Origin of the sequence: Rhizobium sophoriradicis (assembly GCF_025200795.1) — a bacterium.
Taxonomy (GTDB): domain Bacteria; phylum Pseudomonadota; class Alphaproteobacteria; order Rhizobiales; family Rhizobiaceae; genus Rhizobium; species Rhizobium sophoriradicis.
On record NZ_CP104152.1, the window covers coordinates 3,385,469 to 3,411,304 of the forward strand.

General features: G+C 61.9%; 28 protein-coding genes. 20 read left to right on the top strand and 8 right to left on the bottom strand.

Annotation, left to right across the window (positions count from 1 at the left end; all coding sequences use genetic code 11):
* The first annotated feature begins 22 nt into the window (after positions 1 to 22).
* The 5 genes from N2597_RS16695 (at position 23) to N2597_RS16715 (ending at position 4,263) form a co-directional block, all read left to right on the top strand.
* Positions 23 to 847, top strand: coding sequence for a glycosyltransferase (locus tag N2597_RS16695; RefSeq protein ID WP_183598352.1), 825 nt, complete (start codon positions 23 to 25; stop codon positions 845 to 847).
* Positions 844 to 1,764 carry an NAD-dependent epimerase/dehydratase family protein gene (locus N2597_RS16700; RefSeq protein WP_183598295.1) on the top strand — a complete coding sequence of 307 codons (921 nt, stop codon included), beginning with the start codon at positions 844 to 846 and terminating at the stop codon, positions 1,762 to 1,764. Before N2597_RS16695 ends, N2597_RS16700 begins: the two co-directional genes overlap by 4 nt.
* Positions 1,765 to 1,889: 125 nt before the next feature.
* Complete coding sequence (locus N2597_RS16705; RefSeq protein WP_183598293.1) at positions 1,890 to 2,477, top strand: 5-formyltetrahydrofolate cyclo-ligase; 588 nt, start codon at positions 1,890 to 1,892, stop codon at positions 2,475 to 2,477.
* Positions 2,478 to 2,480: 3 nt separating this feature from the next.
* The gene (locus tag N2597_RS16710; RefSeq protein ID WP_183598291.1) at positions 2,481 to 3,305 is read left to right on the top strand and encodes a TIGR00282 family metallophosphoesterase; all 825 of its coding nucleotides are present in this window, start codon (positions 2,481 to 2,483) and stop codon (positions 3,303 to 3,305) included.
* Positions 3,306 to 3,414: 109 nt separating this feature from the next.
* On the top strand, positions 3,415 to 4,263 hold the full coding sequence (locus N2597_RS16715; RefSeq protein WP_183598289.1) for an MBL fold metallo-hydrolase: 849 nt from the start codon (positions 3,415 to 3,417) through the stop codon (positions 4,261 to 4,263).
* Positions 4,264 to 4,297: 34 nt separating this feature from the next.
* Here N2597_RS16715 and N2597_RS16720 read toward each other — a convergent pair whose 3' ends face one another.
* Positions 4,298 to 4,801 (bottom strand): pyridoxamine 5'-phosphate oxidase family protein, encoded by a 504-nt coding sequence (locus N2597_RS16720; protein ID WP_038691094.1) that lies wholly within the window; start codon positions 4,799 to 4,801, stop codon positions 4,298 to 4,300.
* Positions 4,802 to 4,943: 142 nt separating this feature from the next.
* On the opposite strand from N2597_RS16720, the gene N2597_RS16725 reads away from it, so the two are divergent.
* Positions 4,944 to 5,690 carry a YebC/PmpR family DNA-binding transcriptional regulator gene (locus tag N2597_RS16725; RefSeq protein WP_038691096.1) on the top strand — a complete coding sequence of 249 codons (747 nt, stop codon included), beginning with the start codon at positions 4,944 to 4,946 and terminating at the stop codon, positions 5,688 to 5,690.
* A 68-nt stretch (positions 5,691 to 5,758) separates the two neighbouring features.
* On the opposite strand, the gene N2597_RS16730 is transcribed toward N2597_RS16725, so the two are convergent.
* Both N2597_RS16730 and N2597_RS16735 read right to left on the bottom strand, forming a co-directional pair.
* Positions 5,759 to 6,760 (bottom strand): LLM class flavin-dependent oxidoreductase, encoded by a 1,002-nt coding sequence (locus N2597_RS16730; RefSeq protein WP_183598350.1) that lies wholly within the window; start codon positions 6,758 to 6,760, stop codon positions 5,759 to 5,761.
* A gap of 124 nt (positions 6,761 to 6,884) precedes the next feature.
* Positions 6,885 to 9,200, bottom strand: a complete 2,316-nt coding sequence (locus N2597_RS16735; protein ID WP_183598287.1) for a methyl-accepting chemotaxis protein — start codon at positions 9,198 to 9,200, stop codon at positions 6,885 to 6,887.
* A 243-nt stretch (positions 9,201 to 9,443) separates the two neighbouring features.
* On the opposite strand from N2597_RS16735, the gene ruvC reads away from it, so the two are divergent.
* Genes ruvC through N2597_RS16785 form a run of 10 tightly spaced genes read left to right on the top strand, consistent with a single transcriptional unit; the run spans position 9,444 to position 15,075 of the window.
* Positions 9,444 to 9,953, top strand: a complete 510-nt coding sequence (ruvC, locus tag N2597_RS16740) for a crossover junction endodeoxyribonuclease RuvC (protein ID WP_183598285.1) — start codon at positions 9,444 to 9,446, stop codon at positions 9,951 to 9,953.
* A gap of 57 nt (positions 9,954 to 10,010) precedes the next feature.
* The gene (locus tag N2597_RS16745; RefSeq protein WP_096769873.1) at positions 10,011 to 10,262 is read left to right on the top strand and encodes an AbrB/MazE/SpoVT family DNA-binding domain-containing protein; all 252 of its coding nucleotides are present in this window, start codon (positions 10,011 to 10,013) and stop codon (positions 10,260 to 10,262) included.
* The gene (locus N2597_RS16750) at positions 10,262 to 10,675 is read left to right on the top strand and encodes a type II toxin-antitoxin system VapC family toxin (RefSeq protein WP_183598283.1); all 414 of its coding nucleotides are present in this window, start codon (positions 10,262 to 10,264) and stop codon (positions 10,673 to 10,675) included. Before N2597_RS16745 ends, N2597_RS16750 begins: the two co-directional genes overlap by 1 nt.
* Positions 10,676 to 10,688: 13 nt before the next feature.
* Positions 10,689 to 11,303 (top strand): Holliday junction branch migration protein RuvA, encoded by a 615-nt coding sequence (gene ruvA / locus N2597_RS16755; protein WP_039622061.1) that lies wholly within the window; start codon positions 10,689 to 10,691, stop codon positions 11,301 to 11,303.
* 54 nt (positions 11,304 to 11,357) lie between these two features.
* Positions 11,358 to 11,618 carry an AbrB/MazE/SpoVT family DNA-binding domain-containing protein gene (locus tag N2597_RS16760; RefSeq protein ID WP_009994747.1) on the top strand — a complete coding sequence of 87 codons (261 nt, stop codon included), beginning with the start codon at positions 11,358 to 11,360 and terminating at the stop codon, positions 11,616 to 11,618.
* Positions 11,615 to 12,010 carry a type II toxin-antitoxin system VapC family toxin gene (locus tag N2597_RS16765; protein WP_183598281.1) on the top strand — a complete coding sequence of 132 codons (396 nt, stop codon included), beginning with the start codon at positions 11,615 to 11,617 and terminating at the stop codon, positions 12,008 to 12,010. Before N2597_RS16760 ends, N2597_RS16765 begins: the two co-directional genes overlap by 4 nt.
* Entirely contained in the window at positions 12,010 to 13,050 is a 1,041-nt protein-coding gene (ruvB, locus tag N2597_RS16770) for a Holliday junction branch migration DNA helicase RuvB (RefSeq protein ID WP_009994750.1), read from the top strand. The genes N2597_RS16765 and ruvB overlap by 1 nt, the downstream gene beginning before the upstream one ends.
* Positions 13,051 to 13,953: a metallophosphoesterase gene (locus N2597_RS16775; protein WP_039622066.1), complete on the top strand. Its 903-nt coding sequence runs from the start codon at positions 13,051 to 13,053 to the stop codon at positions 13,951 to 13,953.
* Between the two features lie 7 nt (positions 13,954 to 13,960).
* Entirely contained in the window at positions 13,961 to 14,473 is a 513-nt protein-coding gene (locus N2597_RS16780; protein WP_039622067.1) for an NUDIX hydrolase, read from the top strand.
* Between the two features lie 38 nt (positions 14,474 to 14,511).
* On the top strand, positions 14,512 to 15,075 hold the full coding sequence (locus N2597_RS16785; RefSeq protein ID WP_009995246.1) for a DinB family protein: 564 nt from the start codon (positions 14,512 to 14,514) through the stop codon (positions 15,073 to 15,075).
* 42 nt (positions 15,076 to 15,117) lie between these two features.
* Here the strand turns inward: N2597_RS16785 and N2597_RS16790 are convergent, their stop codons facing one another.
* Positions 15,118 to 16,500 carry a virulence factor family protein gene (locus tag N2597_RS16790; protein WP_183598279.1) on the bottom strand — a complete coding sequence of 461 codons (1,383 nt, stop codon included), beginning with the start codon at positions 16,498 to 16,500 and terminating at the stop codon, positions 15,118 to 15,120.
* Positions 16,497 to 19,100 carry a bifunctional lysylphosphatidylglycerol flippase/synthetase MprF gene (gene mprF / locus N2597_RS16795; RefSeq protein ID WP_183598348.1) on the bottom strand — a complete coding sequence of 868 codons (2,604 nt, stop codon included), beginning with the start codon at positions 19,098 to 19,100 and terminating at the stop codon, positions 16,497 to 16,499. The genes N2597_RS16790 and mprF overlap by 4 nt, the downstream gene beginning before the upstream one ends.
* Positions 19,101 to 19,338: 238 nt before the next feature.
* On the opposite strand from mprF, the gene N2597_RS16800 reads away from it, so the two are divergent.
* Entirely contained in the window at positions 19,339 to 19,716 is a 378-nt protein-coding gene (locus N2597_RS16800) for a DoxX family protein (protein ID WP_009997004.1), read from the top strand.
* A 4-nt stretch (positions 19,717 to 19,720) separates the two neighbouring features.
* On the opposite strand, the gene N2597_RS16805 is transcribed toward N2597_RS16800, so the two are convergent.
* The 3 genes from N2597_RS16805 to N2597_RS16815 all read right to left on the bottom strand — a co-directional run bounded on the left by N2597_RS16805 (position 19,721) and on the right by N2597_RS16815 (position 23,655).
* Positions 19,721 to 21,835: a mechanosensitive ion channel family protein gene (locus tag N2597_RS16805; protein WP_106795961.1), complete on the bottom strand. Its 2,115-nt coding sequence runs from the start codon at positions 21,833 to 21,835 to the stop codon at positions 19,721 to 19,723.
* Between the two features lie 153 nt (positions 21,836 to 21,988).
* Positions 21,989 to 23,020 carry a phosphogluconate dehydrogenase (NAD(+)-dependent, decarboxylating) gene (gnd, locus tag N2597_RS16810; RefSeq protein WP_106795960.1) on the bottom strand — a complete coding sequence of 344 codons (1,032 nt, stop codon included), beginning with the start codon at positions 23,018 to 23,020 and terminating at the stop codon, positions 21,989 to 21,991.
* Positions 23,021 to 23,172: 152 nt separating this feature from the next.
* Entirely contained in the window at positions 23,173 to 23,655 is a 483-nt protein-coding gene (locus N2597_RS16815; protein WP_183598277.1) for an SRPBCC domain-containing protein, read from the bottom strand.
* A gap of 55 nt (positions 23,656 to 23,710) precedes the next feature.
* Between N2597_RS16815 and N2597_RS16820 the strand changes: the two genes are divergently transcribed.
* The 3 genes from N2597_RS16820 to N2597_RS16830 all read left to right on the top strand — a co-directional run bounded on the left by N2597_RS16820 (position 23,711) and on the right by N2597_RS16830 (position 25,735).
* Positions 23,711 to 24,046: an ArsR/SmtB family transcription factor gene (locus N2597_RS16820; protein WP_039622078.1), complete on the top strand. Its 336-nt coding sequence runs from the start codon at positions 23,711 to 23,713 to the stop codon at positions 24,044 to 24,046.
* Between the two features lie 71 nt (positions 24,047 to 24,117).
* Entirely contained in the window at positions 24,118 to 24,684 is a 567-nt protein-coding gene (locus N2597_RS16825; protein ID WP_183598275.1) for a helix-turn-helix transcriptional regulator, read from the top strand.
* Positions 24,685 to 24,751: 67 nt separating this feature from the next.
* Positions 24,752 to 25,735: an NAD-dependent epimerase/dehydratase family protein gene (locus N2597_RS16830; protein ID WP_106795957.1), complete on the top strand. Its 984-nt coding sequence runs from the start codon at positions 24,752 to 24,754 to the stop codon at positions 25,733 to 25,735.
* Positions 25,736 to 25,836: the final 101 nt, after the last annotated feature.

Genomic DNA, 25,836 nt, shown 5'->3' on the forward strand with positions numbered 1-25,836 from the left:
CATATCGAGGCAGTCGAACCCGATGAACCGCTCGTCCGTATTCGCCTACGTCACCCTCGTCACCAACGCCGACTACGCCATGGGCGCCACCGCCCTGGTGAACTCGCTTCGCCGAACCGGTACCACCGCCGACATCGTCGTCCTCCATACCGGCGGCGTCGATGCAACCGCCCTCGCCCCACTGGAAGCCCACGCCTGCCGCCTCATCGAAGTCGAGCACCTGCCGCTCTCCGACGCCTTCAACCAACGCCACGCCCGCGGCCAACTCCATTCCGCCGCGCCTTTCACCAAGGGCCGTAAGCCCGCCTTTCATTCGCCGCTCGACAATTTCTGCAAGCTCAGGCTTTGGCAGCTCGTCGAATACGAACGCTGCGTCTTCATCGACGCCGATGCCGTGGTGCTGAAGAACGTCGACAGGCTCTTCCTCTATCCGGAATTTTCCGCCGCCCCCAATGTCTATGAAAGCCTCGCCGACTTCCGTCGCATGAACTCCGGCGTCTTCGTCGCCACGCCGTCACATGACACATTCCGGCTCATGCTCGAAAGCCTGGACAGACCGGACACCTTCTGGCGGCGCACCGATCAGACCTTTCTCGAGACGTTCTTCCCGGATTGGCACGGCCTGCCGGTTTATTTCAACATGCTGCAATATGTATGGTTCACCATGCCGGCGCTTTGGGACTGGAAGAGCGTTTCGATCCTGCACTACCAATATGAAAAACCGTGGGAAAAGGATCATCCCAAGGCAGCACAGCTACAACCCTTGATCGATTTGTGGCATCGTTTCTACAATGATAGCTATGTGCCGGAGATCGCGGCGCTAGACAATCCGGAAGGGGCAGCATGAAGGTATTGGTATCCGGCGGAACCGGTCTCGTCGGCCGTTATGTCGTCGAGGAGCTCCTGACCGCCGGCTATCAGGTGATCGTCGGTGGACGCCGTGCGCCGCGTGCCCGCCTCTTCTCCCGCCCGGTCGAGTTCGCAGCGCTTTCGCTCGATCCCGATAAGGACCAGATCGACATTTTCGACGACGCCTATTTCTTCGTCCACGCCGCCTTCAGCCACGTTCCCGGCAAATATCGCGGCGGCGAGGGCGATGACCCGAAGAGCTTTCAGAGGTTGAACCTGGATGGCACTGTCCGGCTTTTCGAAGCGGCCAAACGCGCCGGTACGCGCCGCTGTGTCTTCCTGTCCAGCCGGGCGGCCTACGGCGAACACCCTGCGGGAACCGAGCTTACCGAAACGATGCTGCCGAAGCCGGAGACGCTCTACGGCCAGATCAAACTCGACGCCGAAGGTGCGCTGACCCATCTCTCGGCACCGGGTTTTGCCGGCGTCAGTCTGAGGGCAACCGGCATCTATGGCGATCTCTCGCCGAACAAATGGGACGGCCTCATCGACGATTATCGCGCCGGCCGACCAGTCGCTCCCCGGGCAGGCACGGAGGTTCACGGCCGCGACCTCGGGCGCGCGGTGCGGCTGATGCTGGAGACGGAAAGCACGCGCATCTCCGGCGAGATCTTCAACGTGTCGGACATCGTCGTCGACACCCGCGACATCCTTGCCCCCATCCGCCGTGAGACGGACTGTCGCCATGCGCTGCCGGCTCCGGCCGACGGCACAAAGCTCAATCCGATGAGTACGGCGAAAATTCGCGCGCTCGGCTGGATGCCGGGCGGAATCCCTCTGTTCGAGGAAACGATGCGGCGGCTGGCCGCCGCGCTGGCGACGTCGCCGGCCTGCGAATCGGCGCAGGAACGATAGGCATCCCCTGACGATCGGCGGCCGCGGGCTGACACGGCGTGAAAACGCCGCGCCCGTGTACCCTGCATTTGCATCGGGCCTCCAGCCGACTATGCTCGGCCGACCCTCTCACATCTGGCAGATCAATGACCGCACGAGAACTGAAAGCGCAGTTGCGCAATGAACGGCTGGCCGCCCGCGACGCTATCGCTCCTGAGGAGCGCATCTCCAAAAGCCTTGCAATGGCGGATCATGCCGGCGAGGCCGTCGCCTTTGCACCCGGCACTATCGTCTCCGGTTTCCTGCCGATCCGGTCCGAGGCCGATCTGCGGCCGCTGATGGCCCGGTTCGCAGCGCGCGGCGCACGGCTGTGCGTGCCGGCGATCCTCGACAAGCAGACCATCGCCTTTCGGGAACTGAAGGAAGGGCTGCCTCTCATTGAGACCGGCTTCGGCACGGTGGCCCCCGGCGCGGAGGCTGCCATTCTCCACCCCGAGATCATGCTGGTGCCGCTTTCGGCCTTCGATGCCCGCGGCCATCGCATCGGCTACGGCGCAGGCTACTATGACCGTGCCATCAGCCGGCTAAGAGAGAAAGGCCTGCATCCGAAGCTGATCGGCATTGCATTCGACTGCCAGGAAGTGGCACATGTGCCCGACGAGCCGCACGACATAAGCCTGGATGCCATCCTGACAGAAAGCGGCCTGCGCTTTTTTGCCTCTTGGATTGGATAGGGAATGCGGCTGCTTTTTTTGGGTGACATGGTCGGCAAGACGGGACGCACGGCGGTCTGGGACCGCCTCCCCGGCCTGATCTCCGACCTCAGGCTCGATTTCGTCGTCGTCAACGGCGAAAATGCCGCCGGCGGCTTCGGCATCACCGAGGACATCTTTCTGGAAACGATCAATGCCGGCGCCGATGTGGTGACGACAGGCAATCACGTCTGGGACCAGAAGGAAGCAGTCGCTTTTGCCGGGCGCCACGATCAGTTTCTGCGGCCGGCCAACTATCCCCAGGGCACGCCCGGCCGCGGCTCCGGTCTCTTCTATGCCAGGAACGGGGCGCGCGTGCTGGTTGCCAATGTCATGGGCCGGGTCTTCATGCATCCGGAACTGGACGATCCCTTCAAATCGGCGGAGGTGATCCTCGACGCCTGCCCGCTGAAGGAGCAGGCCGATGCGATCATTTTCGACTTCCATGCCGAAGCGACCAGCGAGAAGCAGTGCTTCGGCCATTTCGTCGACGGCCGCGCCAGCTTCGTCGTCGGCACCCATACCCATGTGCCGACCGCCGATGCACAGATACTGAACGGCGGCACGGGCTATATGTCGGATGCCGGAATGTGCGGCGACTATGATTCCTCCCTCGGCATGGACAAGGAGGAGCCGCTCAACCGCTTCATCTCCAAGATGCCGAAGGGCCGCATGGAAGCGGCGAGCGGCCCGGCGACGATCTGCGGCGTCGGCGTCGAGATTTCCGACACGACCGGACTGGCCGAAAAGATCGCGCCGCTCCGGCTCGGACCGCGCCTGGCCGAGACGGTTCCGGAGTTCTGGCGGTAAGGCTGCCTCGACACAGACCCCACACACGATTGTGAGCATTCACGGTCTGGACCGCTGCGACCTCTTGCCGCATTCTCCGGCCTTCTCGTGAAAGCGCCGGAGGGGTGGCATGAAGCCGCAACATCTTGTTCTCGCGATCGCATGCATAGCCGCCCTTGTCGTGTCGGGTCCCGCAGCAAGGGCGCAGCAACAGCGGCCGCCCGTCAGCCAGTGCCAGGCAATCGCGCAGACCATCCCGAAGGCGACCTTCGCCAGCTTTTCCGGCGCCCAGCCGGTCGTACCGGCCGGCTCCGAGGGCGAGGACGTCAAACTGACCTTCCTCGGCCACTCCACCTTCGAGATCGACACTCCCGCCGGCATCATCATCGCGACAGATTATAACGGCTGGTACCGGCCGGCGACGCTTCCGGACGTCGTCACGATGAACAAGGCGCATACGACCCACTTCACCTTGACGCCTGAGCCGGGCATCAAGCATGTGCTGCATGGGTGGAGCGATGTTCCCGGCGAGGCAGCCAAAATCGATCTTGTGGTCGGCGACACCCATATCCGCAACGTCACCACGGATATCCGCTTCAGCTATGGCCTCGGCGGCTCGCAGCAGAATGGAAACTCGATTTTCGTCTTCGAAATTGCCGGCCTTTGCATCGGCCATCTCGGCCATCTGCATTACGAACTGACGGATACCCATTATACCGAGATCGGCCGCCTCGACGTCGTCATGGTGCCGGTCGACGGCGGCCTGACCATGGGCGCCGACAGCATGAGCCGTGTGATCAAGCGCCTGCGCTCGTCGCTGATCCTGCCGATGCACCGCCGCGGTCCGCCGGTCAATTCCTTCGTCTCCATGTTCGGCAAGGACTTCGATGTCGCTTATGCGCCTGATGACAGCATCACCGTCTCCATCCGCACGCTGCCGAAGAAGCCACTGATCTACGTGATGAAAGGCGTGCAGTAAAAAAGGTCCGGCGGGTCCCGCCAAACCTTGCGCATCAGGCAAATTGCAGGTGACGTTTCACGCCGACGTCGGGCATCTTGTCGTCGTCAAGATTGGCCTTGGCGATCTCCCACCCGAATTTCAGGGTGCTGCCGGTGGAAACCCAGATGTCGGCATCGTCGACATGCAGGGAAAGCATAGTGAGTTTCGGATCTTTCTTGCCGCCGTCATACCAGGCCGCAACCATCGAACTCCAATATTCCTCGATTTTGGAAGGGTCGGGGCGTATCTCGATCACGCCGGAGAGGCAGGCGTGGTAGTCGTGATCCTTGCCGATGACGCAGAAATGCGCGCGGCTGCCGGGCTTGATCACGCGCACGATATCGGCGTCGGTCTTGGTGTAGAACCAGATCGTGTTGGTGGTGGGATCGGCATGCGGCGCCATCGGCTGCATGTGCATATCCAGTCCGGAAATTCCGAGCATGCCGGCATGAACGCCGTTGACCTGATCCCAAAGCTGACGTGCCGGTTGCTCCCGCGCCTCGCTGAGACTTGCCATGACCGTTCCTTTCCGTTGGATGGAGTTCGATTGAAAACGTCATCCTTTCGCCTTTGTTCCGAACTGCTTTTCCCTTGAACGGGTGCCGTTTCGCTCTTATAAGGCGCCCCATTCCGAACAATGAGACGTGAACAGGGGTGCCATGGCTGGCCATTCACAGTTTAAAAACATCATGCACCGCAAAGGCCGTCAGGATGCCGTGCGGTCGAAAATGTTCTCCAAGCTCGCGCGCGAAATCACCGTTGCCGCCAAGGCCGGCCTGCCCGACCCGTCTATGAACGCCCGTCTTCGCCTGGCGATCCAGAACGCCAAGGCCCAGTCCATGCCGAAGGACAATATCGATCGCGCCATCAAGAAGGCAGCCGGCGCCGACGGCGAAAACTATGACGAAGTCCGCTACGAGGGCTACGGTCCCGGCGGCACGGCGATCATCGTCGAAGCCCTGACCGACAATCGCAACCGCACCGCCTCCAACGTCCGCTCGATCTTCACCAAGGCCGGCGGCGCTCTCGGCGAGACCGGTTCCGTTTCCTTCTCCTTCGACCATGTCGGCGAAATCACCTACAAGCTTTCCGTCGGCGACGCCGACAAGGTGATGGAAGCCGCGATTGAAGCCGGCGCCGACGATGTCGAGACCGACGAAGAGGGCCACTACATCACCTGCGCCTTCGAAGCCCTCGGCGAAGTGGCGAAAGCGCTGGAAACGAGCCTCGGCGAAGCCGAAACCGTCAAGGCTGTCTGGCGCGCCCAGAACAATGTGCCGGTGGACGAAGAAAAAGCCCAGTCGCTGATGAAGCTGATCGACAGCCTGGAAGATGACGACGACGTGCAGAACGTCTATTCCAATTTCGAGGTCTCGGAAGAAGTGCTGGCCAAGCTCTCGGCCTGACTTTTCAAAACGATTCCATGAAAAACCCGGCCTCGGCGCCGGGTTTTTTGTGCCGAGCTGCGCGTTGCCTACGCAGCCACCCGCATGAAATTCTCCAGTCCCGCAAACAGCTCCACCGACCTCAGCCGCGCCTCGATATCATGGATCGGCATCGAGATGATCACCTCGTCGGCCTGCGTTTCCTTAATGAATTCCGTCAGTTTCGCCTCCGCCGTCCCCGGTGATCCCACAACGGCATAACGCAGCGTGTGTTCGACGTTCATCTTCTCCATCGGCGACCAGAAAGCCTCCATATCGGCCACCGGACGCGGGAACGGACCGCGGACATTGCGGCGCAGGTTGACGAACTGCTGCTCGGCGGAGGTGAAATGATAGCGCGCCTCCTCGTCCGTCGCCGCCACCGCGCCCATGACGCCGACCATCACATAGGGCTTCTCGAGCGTTGCCGAGGGCTGGAAGCGATCGCGGTAGATCGCGATCGCATCGAACAGCATGCCGGGCGCGAAATGCGAGGCGAAGGCGTAGGGAAGCCCGAGCATGGCGGCAAGCTGAGCGCTGTAGAGGCTGGAGCCGAGCAGCCAGATCGGAACATGTGAACCATTGCCGGGAACGGCGAGGATGGCCTGGTTCTCGACCGGCGTGCCGAGCAATTGCTGCAGTTCGACTACGTCGTTCGGAAAGCTGTTGGCGCCTGCCTCAAGGTTGCGCCGTAGCGCCTGTGCCGTGCGCATATCCGTCCCCGGCGCACGTCCGAGGCCGAGATCGACGCGGCCGGGGAAGAGCGCCTCCAATGTGCCGAACTGCTCGGCGATGACGAGCGGAGAATGATTGGGCAGCATTACGCCGCCGGAGCCGATGCGAATGCTTTGCGTCGCCGCCCCGACATGACCGATGACGACTGATGTGGCCGCACTGGCGATGCCCGGCATGCCGTGATGTTCGGCGAGCCAGAAGCGCTTGTAACCGAATTCCTCAGCCTTGCGGGCCATTCGCGCCGAGCTTTCGAGCGACTGGCGCACGGTGCTGCCTTCGGCAACGGGGGAAAGGTCGAGGATGGAGAAGGGAACCATGGAAAACCTGCCGGCCAGTTGAAGGATGCAGCCTATGTAGGTTCGCACCCGCACCATTCCAAACCATGCAGGCAAAACAAAGGGCCGCGCGAACGCGACCCAGGCCGGATGCCGGAAGCAATGCCTAGCGGTGACGGCGCAGCACATGCACCTCGGCGCTCGGCCTATGATCGCCGTGCGGCAGCGTGAAATTGCCGAGCTGGCGATCCATTTCCAGGGCCTCCGTCGCCAGCCGGTGGATCGCTTCCGTCGTCTCCTCGACCATCGAGGCATTCTGCTGCGTCATCGCGTCGAGTTCGGCGACGGCGCTGTTGATCTCCCGCAGTGTGTTGGCCTCCTCGCGGGTCGCACCCATGATCTCGTGGATCTGACCGTTGATTGCCTCGACATGCGCGCCGATGCCGGTCAGCGCGACCCCTGCCCTTTCCACAAGCGACACGCCGCTTTCGACCTCATGCGTCGATTTCTGCAGCAGGCTGGAGATCTCCTTGGCCGCGCTCGACGAACGCTGGGCGAGCTCGCGCACTTCCATGGCGACGACAGCAAAACCCTTGCCCGATTCACCGGCGCGGGCCGCCTCGACACCGGCATTCAGTGCCAGAAGGTTGGTCTGAAAGGCGATATCGTCGATGACGGAGATGATCGTATTGATCTGGCGTGAGGAGGTCTGGATCGCCTCCATCGCCGCGATCGTCTCGCGCATGATCTGGCCGGAGCCGGTGGTCTCCTTCTTGGCGTCGCGGGCGATGCGCTCGGCCTGTTCGGCCCGCTCGATCTGCCGGCGCACGGACTGGGTGATGGCGCTGATTGCATTCGCCGTCTCGGTGATCGAGCCGGCCTGACGCTCGGTGCGCCCGGCAAGCTCGTCGGCGCCGGTACGCATCTCCTCGGAGCTGGCCCGCACCGCCATCGAGTTACCGCCGATGGCGGTCATGGTTTCGCTCAGCGTCGCGAGCGCCTCGTTGAAATTGATGCGCAGGCTTTCGAGCTCGTTCGGGAAGCGCCGCTCGATCTGATAGGCGAGATCCCCGCTCGCCAGATGATGCAGGCCCTCATCGATCGCCTCGACCACCTGCTGCAGCGTCTTCGCCTCGGCCTCGCGCTCGGCAAGGTTCTGCTGGCGGTCTTGCTCTGCCTGTAGGCGCGTCTCTTCGCTGGCGGCTTCCAGTTCACGGCTTTCGATCAGCGACTGCCGGAAACGAGCGAGCGCATTCGCCATCGTACCGATCTCATCCTTGCGGTTCAGGCTGCCGATCTCGCTGTCGAGCTTGCCATCGGCGACATCGCGGGTGACGCCGGCAAGCCGCGCAAGCGGCGAGAACAGAAGATTGGTGACAAGCCCGGTGGCGATCGCCATGACGACGAGCACGCCGATGCCGATCATCGTCAGCAAAGCGGCGATCTCGATCGAGCCGGCGTTGAGCTCGCTCAGCAGCACGCTTTCGACCACGAGGAAGCGGTCGCCGCGATAATCGATGCCGCGAACATAGGCGCGCGCGGAGCCGTCCGCCCTGTCGAAATCGGCCACCGTCATCGCCGAACTGGCAAGCGCATCCTTGATGAAGGTGAAGGGGGCGGCATCGAGCGTCGCAAGCTTGCCGCCGGCATCGAGACCGATAGCGGAACCATCGGCGGAGACGATCGCCGCCCGCGCGGTGCTGCCCTGAACGATGCCCTTTGCAAGGATGCTGGTGACGATGTCGTCACGCACCTTGAACAGGATGATGCCCTTGGCCGCGCCGAGCTTGACGATCGGCACGGCATAGAAGATCGCCGACCTGCCGCTGGCGGCATCGACGCGCAGCCCCGAAAAGCCTGTCGGCGCGGCATCATCGGTCGCCTTGGCGGTATTCTCGATCGCCTTGGCAAAAGCGATGCCGGCGCCGGTCGTCTTCCAGGCGTCCGTCTTCAGATTCTCGGCAAAGTCGTCCAGCTTCTTGTAGGAATAGAGGACGGTACCGTCGAGATCGGCGATCAGCAGATCGCTGAACGCGGTATCCTCGAGGTCGCGGGCGACCTCGCCCTGCGTCTTTTCATGATTCGAATAATAAAAACCGCTCGGCCCTTCCGGCTTCATCAGCTTCTCGCGCTGATCGGCCGGGTTGGGATTGGCCGTGATAAAAACCTTCTTCAGCTCGGCACGGGCATCGCCGGAGGTTTTCTCGATGGTCTTCCAGCCGCTCTTCAGACTGGTGATCGACATCTGCAGCGCCTCGATGCGGGCGATGGAATTGGCCTGGTTCTCGAGCTGCGCCAACTGGTCCTGCAGCATGTCGCCGCGGAAGATCAGCACGCTCTCCTTGGCCTTCAGCGCCTGCTCATCGGAGATGCGGCTGCTGGCGAAATAGGCGAGCACGTCGATCACCGCGATCGACAGCACGGTCATCAGGATGAATGTGGCAATGACCTTGAAGGACAGGGATTGAAATCTCCGAGCCATGTACGACGAACCCCTTCTGAACGCGCCTGCCGGCGCGGGCAGGCAACGCATGCCTGATCGACCGGTCTTCAAACAGAACATCGGGGGCTTATCTCTTTGCGACACGAGACCCCCTTCGTATTTGACACTAGAATTCAAGCATCTGTTTTAATTCGCGGTAAATGGAGCGGCTTAAATCCGAGAGTGTTTTTGTTTTGTTCACATATCGATGGCAGTTATTTCGCAGTCGCTATAGGTTGAACCATGCAAAATACGATTCGCATCGTCGGCATCGATCCCGGCCTTCGCCGCACCGGCTGGGGAATCATCGATACACTGGGCAATTCCCTGCGGTTTGTGGCCTCCGGAACCGTGACCTCCGATGGAGACATGGATCTCGCCTCCCGCCTCTGCCAGCTGCATGACGGCCTGGCGGAGGTCGTCCATACTTACAAGCCGGATGAAGCCGCCGTCGAACAGACCTTCGTCAACAAGGATGCGGTAGCGACCCTGAAGCTTGGCCAGGCCCGCGGCATCGCCATGCTGGTGCCGGCCCGCGCCGGGCTGCGGGTCTCCGAATATGCGCCGAACGCGGTGAAGAAGGCCGTCATCGGTGTCGGCCACGGCGAAAAGCACCAGATCCACATGATGCTGAAGATCCTGATGCCAAAGGTCGAATTCAAGGGCGACGATGCCGCCGACGCCCTGGCGATCGCCATTTGCCACGCCCACAATCGCGGCAGCAATCGGATGCGGCAGGCGCTGGCCGGCTAATCCGTTCTTGACTTGTTCCGGCGGCAAGGATAATTCTTACTTTGAAGGAGCAATAAGATGCGCGTCACGTCCAAAGGCCAGGTCACTATCCCCCGCGACCTCAGAGAGCTTGCCGGCATCGAGGCCAACAGCGAGGTCATCTTCTCGATCGAGGGCGGCAAGCTCGTTCTCGCGCCGAAGAACGGCAAGCAGGAGATCGAGGATCGAGGTCGGCTCGACCGTTTCCTGCAGACAATCCGTCGTCTCGAAGGAACCGGTGATCAGGAGATCGATGCCGAAGGCCTCATGTCGATGACCCGTGATCGCTGATGGCGACCCTTGTCGATACAAACATCCTTGTCGACCTGGCCGTGGTCAGTTCGGACTGGCATGGCTGGTCGCGTCAGAAGATGCTCGATGTCTTCAGAGAGGGGCCAGTGCTCATAAACCCGATCATCTATTCCGAATTTTCCGTCCGCTACGGCGATGTGGATGAGGTCGATCGCCTGCTTCCCCAGGATGAATTCCGCCGTGAGAATCTGCCTTGGCCGGCGGCTTTTGCCGCGGCTCAAGCCTTTCGGCTTTACCGTCGCGCCGGCGGGGAACGCGAACGGATACTGCCCGATTTCCTCATCGGCGCCCATGCGGCGATCCGGGGCTATAGAATTTTGACCCGGGATCCCAGCGGATACAGGTCTTATTTCCCCTCCGTGGAACTTATCACGCCCGAAACGCACTCTTGAGAGACCGCGCCCCATGATCGGCAAGCTGAAAGGCACAATAGACGAGATCGGCGAAGATTATGTGCTCGTCGATGTGCACGGCGTCTGCTACGTCGCTTACTGCTCCGCCCGCACGCTATCCAAGCTCGGCTCGGCCGGCGAGGCCTGCGTGCTCTTCATCGAGACCTATGTGCGCGAGGACCAGTTGAAGCTCTTCGGCTTCACGACCGCATTGGAGCGGGAATGGTTCAACCTGCTCCAAAGCGTCCAGGGGGTCGGCGCCAAGGTGGCGCTTGCCGTGCTCTCGACCTTGACGCCGGGCGAACTCGCCAATGCGATCGCCCTGCAGGACCGCGCCGCCGTTTCCCGCGCGCCGGGCGTCGGCCCGAAAGTGGCGATGCGCCTCGTCACCGAACTCAAGAACCGGGCTCCCGCCTTCGCCGGGGAAGCGATCAATATCGCCCTCAAACAGGAACTCGGCGAAGGCGTCGCCGCCGCACCCGTGGCCGACGCGGTTTCCGCGCTGACCAACCTCGGCTACAGCAGAGACCAGGCGGCAAATGCCGTTGCTGCGGCGATGAAGACGGCCGGCGAAGGTGCAGACAGCGCCAAGCTGATCAGGCTGGGATTGAAGGAACTGGCGCGGTGACTTCCTTGAATATATCGCAATTCCTTACTAAACTTGAATGGTAAGGAGATCCGAATGAATATCTACTACGGTACAATGACATCGAAGGGCCAGACAACAATTCCGGCGGAAGTTCGTGAATTGCTCAATCTGAAGTCTGGTGACAGGATCCGCTACATCAATCGCGATGGCGAAATCATCATGAAGGCCAAGAACAAGCGCGCCATTGACCTTGCCGGCAAATTTCACGATCCGAAACGGCGGGCGATCACATTGAAGGAAATGGACGAGGCTATCGGAGAAGCCATCGCCGCTCATGTGAATAGTGCAGGATGATTGGCCTCGACACCAATATCCTGCTGCGCTTCCTCCTGAAGGATGATGCCGCCCAGACAGAAAAAGTCACAGCACTGTTTGAGAACCTCTCCGATACCGCACCTGGCTATATTAGCTGCATCACGCTGATAGAATGCACGTGGTTCCTGCGGCAACGGATCAGGCTGAAGAGGGAACAGATCGTGGAGGCAATTTCGGATTTGTTGGACTCAGCGGATCTGATCCTTGAAGATGAAAGAGTGGTCGAGGAGGCGCTCGGAATCATGGTGCGAACAAATGCCGAATTTGCGGATGTCTTCATCGCTCTTCGCAACCGTGACGCCGGTTGCGTGACAACCAAGACATTTGACGCCCAAGCTGCAAAAACGATACCTGGAATGGAACTTCTTTGATGAGCGAACCCGCCCGCCTGATATCGCCGGAAAAGCGGGGCGAAGACCTTGATGTCACGCTGCGCCCGCAATCGCTGGACGAGTTCACCGGCCAGGCGGAGGCGCGCGCCAATCTCAAGATCTTCATCGAAGCGGCGAAGAACCGTGGCGAGGCGCTGGACCATGTGCTCTTCGTCGGCCCGCCCGGCCTCGGCAAGACGACGCTGGCGCAGATCATGGCAAAGGAGCTCGGCGTCAACTTCCGCTCGACATCAGGCCCTGTCATCGCCAAGGCCGGCGATCTCGCGGCGCTGCTGACCAATCTCGAAGAGCGCGACGTGCTCTTCATCGACGAGATCCATCGCCTCAATCCCGCCGTCGAGGAAATCCTCTATCCGGCCATGGAAGACTTCCAGCTCGACCTCATCATCGGCGAAGGCCCAGCCGCCCGCTCGGTGAAAATCGATCTGTCGAAATTCACGCTGGTGGCCGCGACCACCCGCCTCGGCCTGTTGACGACGCCGCTGCGCGACCGCTTCGGCATCCCGGTGCGCCTGAGCTTCTATACCGTCGAGGAGCTGGAACTGATCGTGCGCCGCGGCGCGCGGCTGATGAACCTGCCGATCACCGAAGAAGGCGCCCGCGAGATCGCCAGACGCGCCCGCGGCACGCCACGCATCGCCGGTCGGCTGTTGCGGCGCGTGCGCGACTTCGCCGAGGTGGCAAGGGCGGAAGCCGTCACCCGCGAGATCGCCGACGAGGCGCTGACCCGCCTTCTGGTTGACAATGTCGGCTTCGACCAGCTCGACAAACGTTACCTCAACATGATCGCCGTCAATTTCGGCGGCGGCCCGGTCGGCATCGAGACCATCGCCGCCGGCCTTTCCGAGCCGCGCGACGCGATCGAGGACATCATCGAGCCCTATATGATCCAGCAGGGTTTCATTCAGCGCACGCCGCGCGGCCGTGTTCTGACCGCAATCGCGTGGAAACATCTGGGAATGCAACCGCCCAAGGAAATGGAGGCTGCGCAGTTCCGGCTGTTCCAGGAGGACGACTGAGTGATCACCCGCCGCGGTTTTTTCAAATTTGTCGGCGGCGGTATCGCGGGCGTCATGTCGCTGGGTGGTTATGCCTTCGCCTATGAACCGCTGGCGCGGCTCGGCATCGCCCGTTACCGGCTGACGCCGCCGGGATGGACACCGGGGCTGAAACTCCGTGTCGTCGCACTCGCCGATATCCATGCTTGCGAACCTTGGATGTCGGCAAGCCGCATCACCGCAATCTGCCACAGGGCGAATGAACTCGAAGGCGACGTGACCGTCCTGCTCGGTGATTATGCCTCGGGCATGAACATGGTGACGCAATACGTGCATTCGAGCCAGTGGTCGAAGGCGCTGGCCACTCTGCGAGCCCCTCTCGGCGTCCATGCGATCATGGGCAATCATGACTGGTGGGAGGACAGGACTGCCCAGAAGAACGGCGGGATGGAAACATTCGGGCACCGGGCGCTTGCCGAGGTCGGCATCCCGGTCTACGGCAACCGCGCCGTTCGGCTCGAAAAGGATAGCCGCGGCTTCTGGCTCGCGGGCCTTGAAGACCAGCTGGCGCTGCTGCCCGGCAGGAAATGGGGCCGCACGCGCATGCTCGGCCTCGACGACCTTGATGGAACGATGGCGCAGGTGACCGACGATGCGCCCGTCATCCTGCTCGCCCATGAGCCCGATATCTTTCCGCGCGTGCCCGAGCGCGTCTCGCTGACGCTGTCCGGCCACACCCATGGCGGGCAGATCCGTTTCCTCGGCCGTTCGCCGATCGTCCCCTCGCGTTACGGCAATCGCTACGCCTATGGCCACATCGTCGAGGAGGGCCGGAATATCATCGTGTCCGGCGGCCTCGGCTGCTCCATCGCGCCGGTCCGTTTCGGCGTGCCCCCGGAAATCGTCGTGATCGATCTCGGATAAGAATGACATGAGCAAGCGCACTCACATCCGCCTGACTGTGGGCGCTGAACGTTTCAACCATCGCATCGCCGGCCTCGCCTTTCGCGACGGCCATGTGCTCGTCCATCGTGCCGTGCACGAGCCCTTCTGGACCTTTCCTGGTGGGACGGCGGAAATCGGCGAGAGCTCGGAAAAAACGCTGAAACGGGAGATGATGGAGGAACTCGGCGTCAACGTCACAGTCTCGCGCCTCCTCTGGATCGTCGAGAATTTTTTCCACTACGAACAGCGCGACTGGCATGAACTCGGCTTCTATTATCTGATGGAAATTCCGCCGGAATTTCCCTTTCGGCCGCGCGAGATCATCCATCGCGTCGAAGACGGTGACAACCATCTCGAATTCAAATGGGTGGCGGCAACGCGCACAGCCCTGACCGCGCTCGACATCCCGCCCTATTTCATCGCCGATGAAATCGAGAGCCTGCCCGCAGCACCCCGTCATCTCGTCTGGCGCGACGGCGATCTCGATGAGAAGAGCTGACGCAAGCAATTCAAAGCGCGTGAAGAGGAGATGCGCCGATGCCGACTTTCGACCCCGTCAGGCCATTCCGCAAACTCGCCTATAACAACGCCCTTGCCAACCGCCGCCTGCTGCAAGCTTGCGCGGCATTGACGCCCGGTGAATTCGAAGCGCCTCGCACCGGCTTCTTCCCTTCGATCAAGGAAACCTTGAACCACATCGTCACGGTCGACTGGTTCTATGTCGATGGCCTGGAAGGTGGCACGCTCGGGTTCCAGGCCTTCGAGGTCGACCAACCCTTCGACGACGTTTCCTCGCTGGCAGAAGCGCAGGCGAAGGTCGATCAGCGCCTGGTGGCACTTTGCGAGGCCCTGACGCCAGAAAAACTGGTCTCGACCGTGAGCCTCCACCGCGGCGACCGCATCCAGCAGGAGCGGATGGAAGACGTGCTCGCCCACCTCTTCCAGCACCAGACTCATCACCGCGGCCAGGTGCATGCGATGCTCGCCGGCACCAGCATCGCCCCGCCGCAGCTCGACGAATTCATCGTCGCCGATGATGCGAAATTTCGCGGCGGGGAACTCGCCGGACTCGGCTGGAGCGAGGAAACGCTGATGCGTTAAGGTCTTTCCTGGTCAGGATGCTTCAATCTGACCAGGAAAGCTCTAGTTCCGAAGCCGCTTTTTCAGCCCGTCGATGATCGTCTTGGTGAGAAGGTCGTAATTCTCGTCGAAATGGTGGTCGCCGGGCAGCTCGATGACCTCGGCGCCGCTGTCCTTCAGCGCCGGACAGGCGACGTCGTCGTCATCGTCCTTGCCGTAGATGCATTGCACGAGTTTGGGATCGACGTTCTTCAGATCGGCGACCGGATCGCCTCCCGCCCCGCCCGTCTTCTGGCCGAGCCAGCCGAGAACGGAGATGACGTAGTCGACTTCGTGCGAGAGCGACAGCAGCGACATTTGCGCCACCGCCGACTTCTCGGCCGGTTTCAGCAACTGGTAGGTCGCAGGCACGACATCGGCGCCGAAGGAATACCCGACGAGCAGCACATGCTTCACCTTCCACTGTTTGCGGTAGAAATCGATGATCTTCGAAAGATCGCCGGCGGTCTCCTCCGGCTTGCGCTCCGACCAGAAATAATGAAGCGAATCGACGCCGACGACGGGAATGCCTTCCTTCTGCAGGGTGCCGCCCACCTCCTTGTCGATGTCTCGCCAGCCGCCGTCGCCGGAATAGATCACCGCCATCATATCGAGGGCGGGGGTGGCCTCGAGGATCGCCAGCGGCAGACCGAGCGGATTGCCGAAGGCGCCGGAGGCGGTAACGAGGTCATCGAGCGTATCGGCAAAGACCGTCTGCGCGTCGTCGGTGGAATCGCGGATCTCGATCGCGGAATGGACTTTCTTCAGCGCTTCGGCATGCGCCCTGCCATCCTTGTCGGCGTTGGGCGTAAAGACCGCTATAACCGGATCCGGCAGCGCGCCGTCACTCAGCCCATAGACCATGCGTTCGCCGACGGCCTTCTTGGAAGCGGGCGTGCAAAGTTCCTTGGTTAGCGGAATTCCGGCCTTCGGATCGACGGCGAGCGTCTGACCGATCGTCGCATCCGGCGTCTGCGCCGCAATCGCCAGCGCCAAGGCCCCGCCCTCGCCGATGCCGGCGACAATCGGCAAATGATAGGCGTTGTTGCCGGTCGCACGCTGCACCTGCTGGCTCAGCGATTCGATATCCGAGACCATGTAGAGGCAGCCGTCATTGAGGCTGACATCATATCGGCTGAGCGCCTGGATATAGGAAGGAAAGTCGACACCGATGACGACGGCGCCTTCGGAAACCAGCCTGTCGGCCTCGGCCTTCTCAAAATCGCCCCAGCCGGCGGCATCGGAAATCAGCATCACCGTGCCCTTCACCTCCCCTTCCGGCAGGAAGATGTGAGGCGACGGGATGAGCCCGCTTTCGAAGCTCTGCGTGGTTTCCTCGGCGGCATCAGCCGGTGCGGCCGCGAGCATGCAGGCGCATGCCGTGGCAAGAAGGATTGTCCTGATCATTTTCTCACTACCCCTTTCAACCCGCCCCCGATCAGAAATGTCGCGTCCATCAACGCGATCATCGGATTGCCCCCTCCGGAGACCGCAAGATAGCGCGGTTGCCAGTGCGGATGAAACTTGGATTTGAATGCCCGAAGGCCTTTGAAGTTGTAGAAGCGCTCGCCGTGCTCAAAGACGGTGCTGCCGATGCGGTCCCAGACGGGTGCCGCCTCGCGTTTCGACATGCCGGAGAGAGGCGCCATGCCGAGATTGAAGTGGGTGAAACCCTGGCCGCGCAGATACTCCATGATCTGCACGAAGAGAAAGTCCATCGAGCCCTTCGGCGCGTCCGGGGAGAAACGCATGAGATCGATCGTGCCCTCCTCCCGCGATTCGGTGACGAGGATATTGGCAAAGGCAACGATCTTGCCGTCCTTCTTCAGAATGCCGACCGGTTGCGAGGAGACATAATCGGGATCGAAGGCGCCGAGCGAGAAGCCCTTTTCCTTGGCGTTGTGGTGCTCGAGCCAGGCCGAGGAAACCGCGGCGAGATCATCGATGACCACGGGCACGTCCTGCGGTTCGATTACGGCGAATTCCAGCCCGTCGCGCTGCGCCCGGCTGGCAGTCTGCCGGAGATTTGCCCATTTGCCGCCCTTCATCTCGAAGGTCCTGAGATCCGCCACCGCCAGTTCGCCGAGCTTGAAGGCACGCAGGCCGGCATCGGCGCAATGGGAAAGCAAGGCCGGCGAGATTTGGTAAAAAACGGCGCGGCAGCCCGCCGCCCGCGCCGCCTCGACGAAACGCCAGACGAGTTCCTGCACGGCGCGATGATCGCCTACAGGATCGAACAGCGCGATCCATGAGCGGCCCTGCCGGCCGTACATGATGAAGGCGTCGCCTTTCTCCGAAAACATGATGCTCTTGTCGGCCATCCGCACCAGATTGGCGTCGGCATTGCCCTGCTTCCTGACGATATCGACGGCACGCGCCAGCGCCTCCTCCGTCGCCGGCTCCGGCCGGAAGGCCGCAGGCCGAAGCAGGCTGAAGATGGCAATGGCCGACGAGATGATGGTGATGCCGAGCACGGCGCGCAGTCCCCGTGGCGCTTCGGCGGTGAATTCGAACTGCCACCAGAGCTGGTTGCTGTATTCGACATCGCGATAGACGAAGAGCAGGATGACGACGGCGCCGACGACGATGACGGCGATTGCCATCAGCCAGGATGCCGTCATTGCCTGGTTGAGCAGCGACGCATGGCGGGTAAAGAGCCGGCGGCTGACGAAGAGCCCGAAGATGAGGAAGGCGAGAAGAGCGGCTTCGACCAGCGCAATCGCCTTCAACAGCGACAAGGTCAATGCCGCAACGGCCGAGAACACGGCCACCCACCAGGCGCCGTCGAGCCTCTGACCAAGGCCGCGCGCGGCGACCACCAGCGCCAGTCCGAGCAGGCTGGAGAGGAAATGCGCGCCTTCGACCATCGGCAGCGGCAGATAGTTGGACAGAAATTCCAAATTCTGATCCGGCGTCGGTGTGACGCTCGAAAACACCAGCATGACACCGAGCAGCAGGGCCAAGGTCGAAAGCAGCTGCGGCATCAGCCGACCACCGATGCGCCGGACGCTGGAGGCGGCCGGGTGATCCACAAAACGACGCAGCTCCGTCGCTGAGACCGCGAGCACGGCGATCAACAGCGGCAATACATGATAGATGAGCCGGTAGAGCACCAGCGATCCGAGCACCGCATCGATATTCACCGCGCTGCCGAGCGAGGCGATAATCACGGTCTCGAACACGCCGAGCCCGGCCGGAACGTGGCTGAGCACGCCGAGACCGACGGCGATCGCATAGACAGCCAGGAAGGCCGGCCAGCCGATGGCCGTCTGCGGCAAGAGCACATAGAGCACCGAGGCCGAGGCGGCGATATCGAAGGCCGTAACCAGGAATTGGCGCGACCAGGTGCGCGAATCCGGCAGGCGGATCGCGACCGCGCCGAGATCGAGCACGCGGCCTTCGCGGCCGATGATCAGCACAGCCCCGAGAATGGCGAGGATCGAGCCGGCAATCAGCCGGAGAAGGAAGGCGCTGACACCGATCAGCGGCCCGATCTCGCTGGCGATGATAATGAGGGCGATCGCCGCGACCCCTGCAAGCCCGAGACCGAAGGACAGGGTAACGAAGGCGATGATCCGACCGATATCCTCTGGCGACAGACCAAGGCGCGTATAGGCGCGATAGCGGATCGCGCCGCCCGAAAGGGCGCCGAAACCGGCGGTATTGCCGACGGCGTACGCACTGAAGGCCGTCAGCGCCACATGCGGAAACGGCAGCTTCTTGCCGATATACTCGATGGCGTTGAGATCATAAAAGACCAGCGAGAGGAAGCTGAGCGCGGTGAAGAATAGCGCAAGCAGGATCGCGCTCGGCCTGGTCGCCGCCAGCGCACCGACGACATCATCATAGCGAACCTCGTTGGTGAGCTGCATGATCGCATAGCCGACGAGACAGAAGACAATGAGTGTTGCGGCTGCCGTCAGTGGCGTCCTGTACCGCCTGAAAAGCGCGCGAAAAGAAAACCCGTCCGTCGCTTGCATCTCTTCCAAATTGCCGTGACCCGACATCTCGTACCTGCGCAATTTCCAAACTCGGCGGGAATCATTTTTCGAAGACGTAACATGACAGGCATATAAGCTCTATGAAGCCATGCCGCCGCTACCCCAGCCCCGCCGCCTGCGCCTCAATCATCCTCAATTGGGGCGAATTTGCGCAGACAAACTGTATTGGCACATTGCATTTTCGTAAGCTTACGAAGAGTTTGCGGTGATGACCAAAATTTTAGACGCGAGCGAAGGATGAGACATGCAGGGTGACTTGGCCTTCCTGATCCTCATCCTCGGCAGATTGCTGCTCGGCGTCTTTTTCGTTGCCGCCGGTATCCATCATTTTTTCGTCATCGTGCCGATAACCGACGCCATCGAAGCCCGCGGCATACCTTGTGCGAAATGGGTGCTGCTGTCCGGCAGCGTCTTTCAAATTGCTGCCGGCCTCCTCATGATGCTGGGTCTCTTCGTCGCCGCGGCAGCGTTCGGCCTCATCATCTTCACGCTTGCCGCCTCGGTGATGCTGCTGAATTTCTGGGAGATGGAAGGCACAGCTCGCGACAGCGCCATCAACAGCTGGAAAAGCAACATGGCCATCGTCGGCGGCCTGCTCACCGTAGCTGCCGGAGCGATGTAAGGGCTCACGTGGCCGGCTCACCGCCGGCCCGTGCATAAGCAGCGTAGCGTGCCGCGGCGGCATCCACCTCCACCGTGCGATCGCCGGCCACCTGCACCGTCGGCACGGCGAATTCGATGCCGTTTTCCTTGAAGGCATTGCGGATCATCGCCAGTGCGTTGCGGCGGATAACGAACTGTTCGCCGGGCTTCGTCATCATCGACAGGCGGAGCTCGATGGCGAATTCGCCGAACTGCTCGACGCCCTTCATCTTCAGCGTTTCGATGATGTGCGGGCCGAATTCCGGGTTTTCGAGCAACGTCTGACCGATCTGCTTGATCACCTTCTTCGCTTTAACGAGATCGGTGTCGTATGTGACGTTGAGGCTGATCTTGTCGATCGTCCAATCGCGATTGAGGTTCTTCACCGCGCCAAGTTCGCCGAACGGCACGGTGGTCAGTGGCCCGCGATGATGCCTGAGCTTCACCGAGCGCAGGCTGAAAGCCTCGACCACGCCCTTGTGGCTGCCGCTTTCGATATATTCGCCGACACGGAAGGCATCGTCCCAGAGATAGAACATGCCGCTGATGACATCCTTGACGATCGTCTGGGCACCGAAACCCACAGCGACGCCAACGACGCCCGCGCCGGCAATCAACGGCCCGATCTCGATGCCGAGGCCCGAGAGCACCATCAGAACCGCAATGACGGCGATGACCACGGCAAGGATATTGCGGAAGATCGGCAGCAGCGTCTGAAACCGCGCATGTCTGGCCTTCTCCTCGTCCGTCGCGCCGCCCTCCAGGGGCGAGCCGAGCAGCTTGCCGTCGATATAGGCTTTGACGACGTGCCAGAGCAGATCGGCAGCAAGCAGGATGACGATTCCACCGATGACGCCGCGCGCGATCTTATCGACCATTTTGTCGCCGGCCGCCATCGTGTCGGCGCCGACACCGAGCAGCTGGCCGAGCCAGATGGCGGCGAATGCGATGATCAGTGCCCGCACGCCGCGGTCGAGCAATACGGTGGCGATCCGCCGCGTGGCAAGGAAGCTTGCCTCGGTCTGCTGCAGCGACTTCACCGCAATCGTCGAGACGGCGAGCACGCGCGGCAGCATCAGCACATAGATGCCGAGCCAGAGCAGCCAGTTGAACCCGGTGACCCACAGCCCCCAGAGCAACAGGAAATACACGGTGAGCGCCCAGGAAATCCCATGGCCGCGTTTGTCGTCCTTCTGAGGCCGCGACCAGACAGCTTCGATCGCGATCAGCAGCAGCCCGATGCCGAGGATATAGCCGACGAAGAGCCGGGCGCTCGGAGAAAAGCCGAGCGGCTCCATCGACTGGATGGCTGCCCAGCCAAGCATGAAATAGATGACGAAGATCGCAGAGCGGCGATACCAGAAGAGCGCGACGGCGCGTGAGGGCATGGTCAGCGCGATCACGCCTTGCCGCTCTTCCTCGGCCCGCGCCAGCCCGATGAGATCGACCAGAACACCACCCAGGCAGATCGTAAATCGCTGGACGACGAGCGCGACGACGCAGACGATGGCGATGCTCTGGCTGAGCGGCGGCCAGCCGAGGCTGAGAAGCGTGAGCATCGTTGCCGCAGCGAAAATCAGCGCCGGAATGACGCGCGGCGCCAGATGCATGCCCGCCATATGCGCCAATCGCTCGCGGCGGCGGCGGAAAGCGTAGCGGGCAAAGCTTTCGACGATCCCGCCGAGCAGAAAGATCGCCAGGAACTGCGCCCACATACGCGCAAGACCATTGGCGGCGATTTCGCTGGAGAACAGCGAGGAGGCATTGCCGATCTGCGAGGGCAATGTCATCGCCGCGTCAGACACCATCGAGATGTGCCGACGGGCGTGCTGCAGCAGACCCGACAGCACCGACATCTGGTTTTGGGTCGCCGAATTGGCGGCGGGCGTTGCGGCCATCTGCGTCGCCATCCACTGCTTGACCTCGGGCGTCTGCATGAGTTGCATCATCTCGCGCACCTGCGCCGGCGGGGCAGCCGCGGCCGGTGCTTGCGCCTGAGCTGTCTGGGCGAAGCCTGGCGAACCCGCCGCGAAAATCATAACGAGTGCCAACATGCCCGATATGGCGGCCTTCAAGGCCGCCGCCGCGCCACGCTCCATGACCGCCTCCAATGGAGTGTCGGCCACTTGGATGGAAGCAGCCCCGACATTTCCCTTTTTAGCAATGGATACTCGTGACCGCTGCCGCCAGCAAGCGGTAGGAACACCATACCGACGGCTAGGAAAGGCAGGGGCGGCGCGGGACGCCTGGCTTCAGGATTTGGGAGCCGGCTTCTCCACATGGCCGCCGAAGCCGGCGCGCATTGCCGACAGCACCTTGTTGGCGAATTCGTCGTTATCGCGCGAGGAGAACCGGCCGTAGAGCGCCGCGCTTAGAACCGGCGTCGGCACGCTCTCGTCGATTGCCGCCATGATCGTCCAGCGGCCCTCGCCGCTGTCCGAGACGCGGCCGGCAAATTTCGACAGCGCGGGGTCGGCATGCAGCGCATCGGCCGTCAGATCGAGCAGCCAGGAGGTGATGACGCTGCCGCGACGCCAGACTTCGGCGACATCCTGCAAATTGAAATCGTATTGGAAATGTTCGGGATGGGCGAGCGGCGCCGTCTCTGCATCGGCCTCATGGGAGGCAGCGCCGATATTGGCGTGTTTCAGAATGTTGAGGCCTTCGGCATAGGCGGCCATCAGGCCATATTCGATGCCGTTATGCACCATCTTGACGAAATGGCCGGCGCCGTGCGGGCCGCAATGCAGATAACCCTGCTCCGCCGTGCTGGCCGCTGCCGCTTCGGCTGTGCGGTTCGGCGATGCTTCCGTCTTGCCGACGCCGGGGGCGAGCGTCGCAAAGATCGGAGAAAGATGCTCGACGGTGCCCTTTTCGCCGCCGATCATCAAGCAATAGCCGCGCTCCAGGCCGAAGACGCCGCCGCTGGTGCCGACATCGACATAATGGATGCCCTTGGTGATGAGCTCGGCGCCGCGGCGGATGTCGTCGTGGTAATAGGAATTGCCGCCGTCGATGACGATATCGCCGTTCTGAAGCAGCGGCACCAGGCTCGAAAGCACCTTGTCGACGATCGCCGCCGGCAGCATCAGCCAGATCGCCCGGGGGTGGTTAAGCTTCGAGACGAATTCCTCGAGCGACGCACTCCCGGTCGCACCGAGACCCGCAAGCGCGGCAACGCTTTCCGGCCTGGTGTCGTATACGACGCATTCGTGACCGCCCCGCATCAAGCGCTGGACCATGTAATTGCCCATGCGGCCCAAACCAACCATGCCAAGCTGCATATCAATCTCCTGGAACCGAAATGAAGTATCGACTCCGGAAACTAGCACCCGCAGTGTGACAGGCAAGCGAAGTCTCGGCCATATCCGCGCCTGCGACGATCGCGCCGCGGCGGGACGACGTCGGACCGAAGCGCCCGATGCCCGCTCATTCCTCACTCATCGGGCGCGCTGGCCGGTTCACCCTTCATCTCACTGAGGAACATGCCCTCGCGCAGGTTGATGCCGTACTCGACGAATGCCTTCATGCAGCAAAGCATCTGCGTCCAGCCTTCACAATTGAGATAGGTGCCGCGCCGGCCGGCTTCGTCCTCGCGCCAGCCGTTTTCGGCAATCGTCACCAGCGTGCCGCCATCCTCCAGCGGTTGGAAATTCATCTCCACCAGCGTTTTATAGCTCGTCTTGTCCTCGCCGGTTCCACCGTCCCAGCGAAGCACGATGCGGCTTTCCGGCACGAGTTCGACGACCTCGACCGGCGCGTCCTTCCACCAGGTCACCGTCGTGCCTTGGACGAGCGGGGCGCTCGCCCCGCCGATCGTGGTGAAATAGCTGCTGAGCTTCTTCGGATTGACGACGGCGTCGAACACCTCTGCGACGGGACGGCCGATGCGGCCGGAAATGCGGATTCCGAGAGACATGGCATTGCTCCTCTTCTTCATTGTGTCTGGACCCATTATGTTATAAAAATATAACATGTCAAGCGAATCAACCGATGACCCTGTTTTCAAGGCGCTGGCGCATCATCGCCGCCGCGAGATCCTCGATCTGCTCAAGGATGGCCCCCGCACCACAGGGGCCCTTTGCGACATGTTTCCTGACATGGATCGCTGCACGGTGATGCAGCATCTGAAAGTGCTGGAAGAAGCCGATCTGGTCATCGCCAGGAAGGAAGGGCGCGAACGCTGGAACCATCTGAACAGCCTGCCGATCAAGCAGATCTACGATCGCTGGATCAGCGCCTACGCCGGCCATGCCCTGTCGATCCTCGATCGGCTGAGAAGCGATCTCGAAGGCCAGCCGGAACAATGACCGGGCACCCCACCTTGCCTCCCGGCCGGCCGCAATCCTATGCTGACCAAAAGACAAGAGACGGGACAGAGATGACGATATCGGGGGCCGGCATACGCCGCATGCGGCTGCTGCGCAGCATGAAGCAGCAACACCTCGCCGAACTCCTCGGCGTCAACCAGGCGACCGTCTCGCGCTGGGAGCGAGATCAACGTGCCCTGTCGCCGGAGCAGGCCGTCAGGCTGGAACGAATTTTCGCCGCGCCGCACCATGCCGTGGCCGATGCCGCATTGAAACGGCTGGTCGAGGACTGCCTCCGGCCTGTGCATCTGATCTGCGACAGCACCCACCGGCTGCTGCCCGCCTCCCGTCCTCGGCAGTCGGAATGGCGTGCACCGATCGGCGCTTTTCTCGGCCGCTCTCTTTTCCCCTACGCCTCCGCCGAGATCGCCGCCGCCGAACAATCGCTGGAGGCATGCGGCTGGCATGACGGCAGGCTCATGTCGTTGACATTCGATACCGGTGCCAACGGCAATGCGCGCCTGCCCATTGCCGCCGGCCGCGTCATCTGGGAACGGATCATGTTTTCCGACGGCAGCGCCGGTCGCCTCGTCACCACAGTCACCGAGCCTGCAGCTTTCCTGCACCCTCATGCATAATTTATGCGTTGTCTGAAAATGCCGGTCTTAATAGCCTCCGCCGTGGAAACGGTCTGGAGAAAATGCGATGACGATACTGGTGACGGGAAGCGCCGGCCACCTCGGCGAAGCGCTGGTGCGCGTCCTGAAGGCGCAAGGCCGATCGGCGCGCGGCGTCGACATCAAGCCTTCGGATTTCACCGACGCGGTCGGTTCCATCGGCGACCGCGCCTTCGTCCGGCAGGCGATGTCGGGCATCAGCTACGTCATCCATGCCGCCACACTGCACAAGCCGCATGTGGCCACTCATGGCAATCAGGAATTCGTCGACACCAATATCGGCGGCACGCTGAACCTGCTTGAAGAGGCGGCGGCCGCGCGCGTTGAAAGTTTCGTCTTCACCAGCACCACTAGCACCTTCGGCGCGGCATTGACGCCGGCCGCCGGCCAATCGGCCGCATGGATCACCGAGGACGTGCTTCCGATCGCGAGGAACATTTACGGCGTAACGAAGCTCGCTGCCGAAGGTCTGTGCGAACTCTTCGCTCGCAAATTCGGATTGCCGGTCGTTATTCTGAGGACGTCGCGTTTCTTTCCCGAAAGCGACGACGATCCCGACATTCGCAAGGCCTATTCGCCGGCAAATGCCCAGGCCAACGAGTTGCTCCATCGCCGCGTCGATATCGCCGATGTGGTCGGCGCCCATCTGATCGCCCTCGAAAGGGCACGTCCGATCGGCTTCGGTCGCTACATCATCTCGGCCACCACGCCGTTTTCACCAGACGATCTCGCCGACATCAGGCGCGACGCGCCTGCGGTCGTCGAGCGGCTCTTTCCGGGAGCCCGCGGCCTCTATGCCGAACGCGGCTGGAAGATGTCCCCGGCACTCGACCGCGTCTACGTCAACGAGCGCGCACGGCGCGAACTCGGCTGGCAGCCGCGCTATGATTTCCGCTTCGTGCTCGATTGCCTGGGGGAGAATCGCGAATGGCGCAGCCCATTGTCGCTCGAGGTCGGCTCCAAAGGCTATCACGACGAAATTTTCGCCGAAGGCCCCTATCCGGTCGATTAATGCATGTCGCCCGGAAGTGTGCAGCGGTTCCGGGACAACGACATGCATCAGCGCGTCGCATGAATCAAATTTGATGCGACGCGCTTTAGGACGCTGAATCG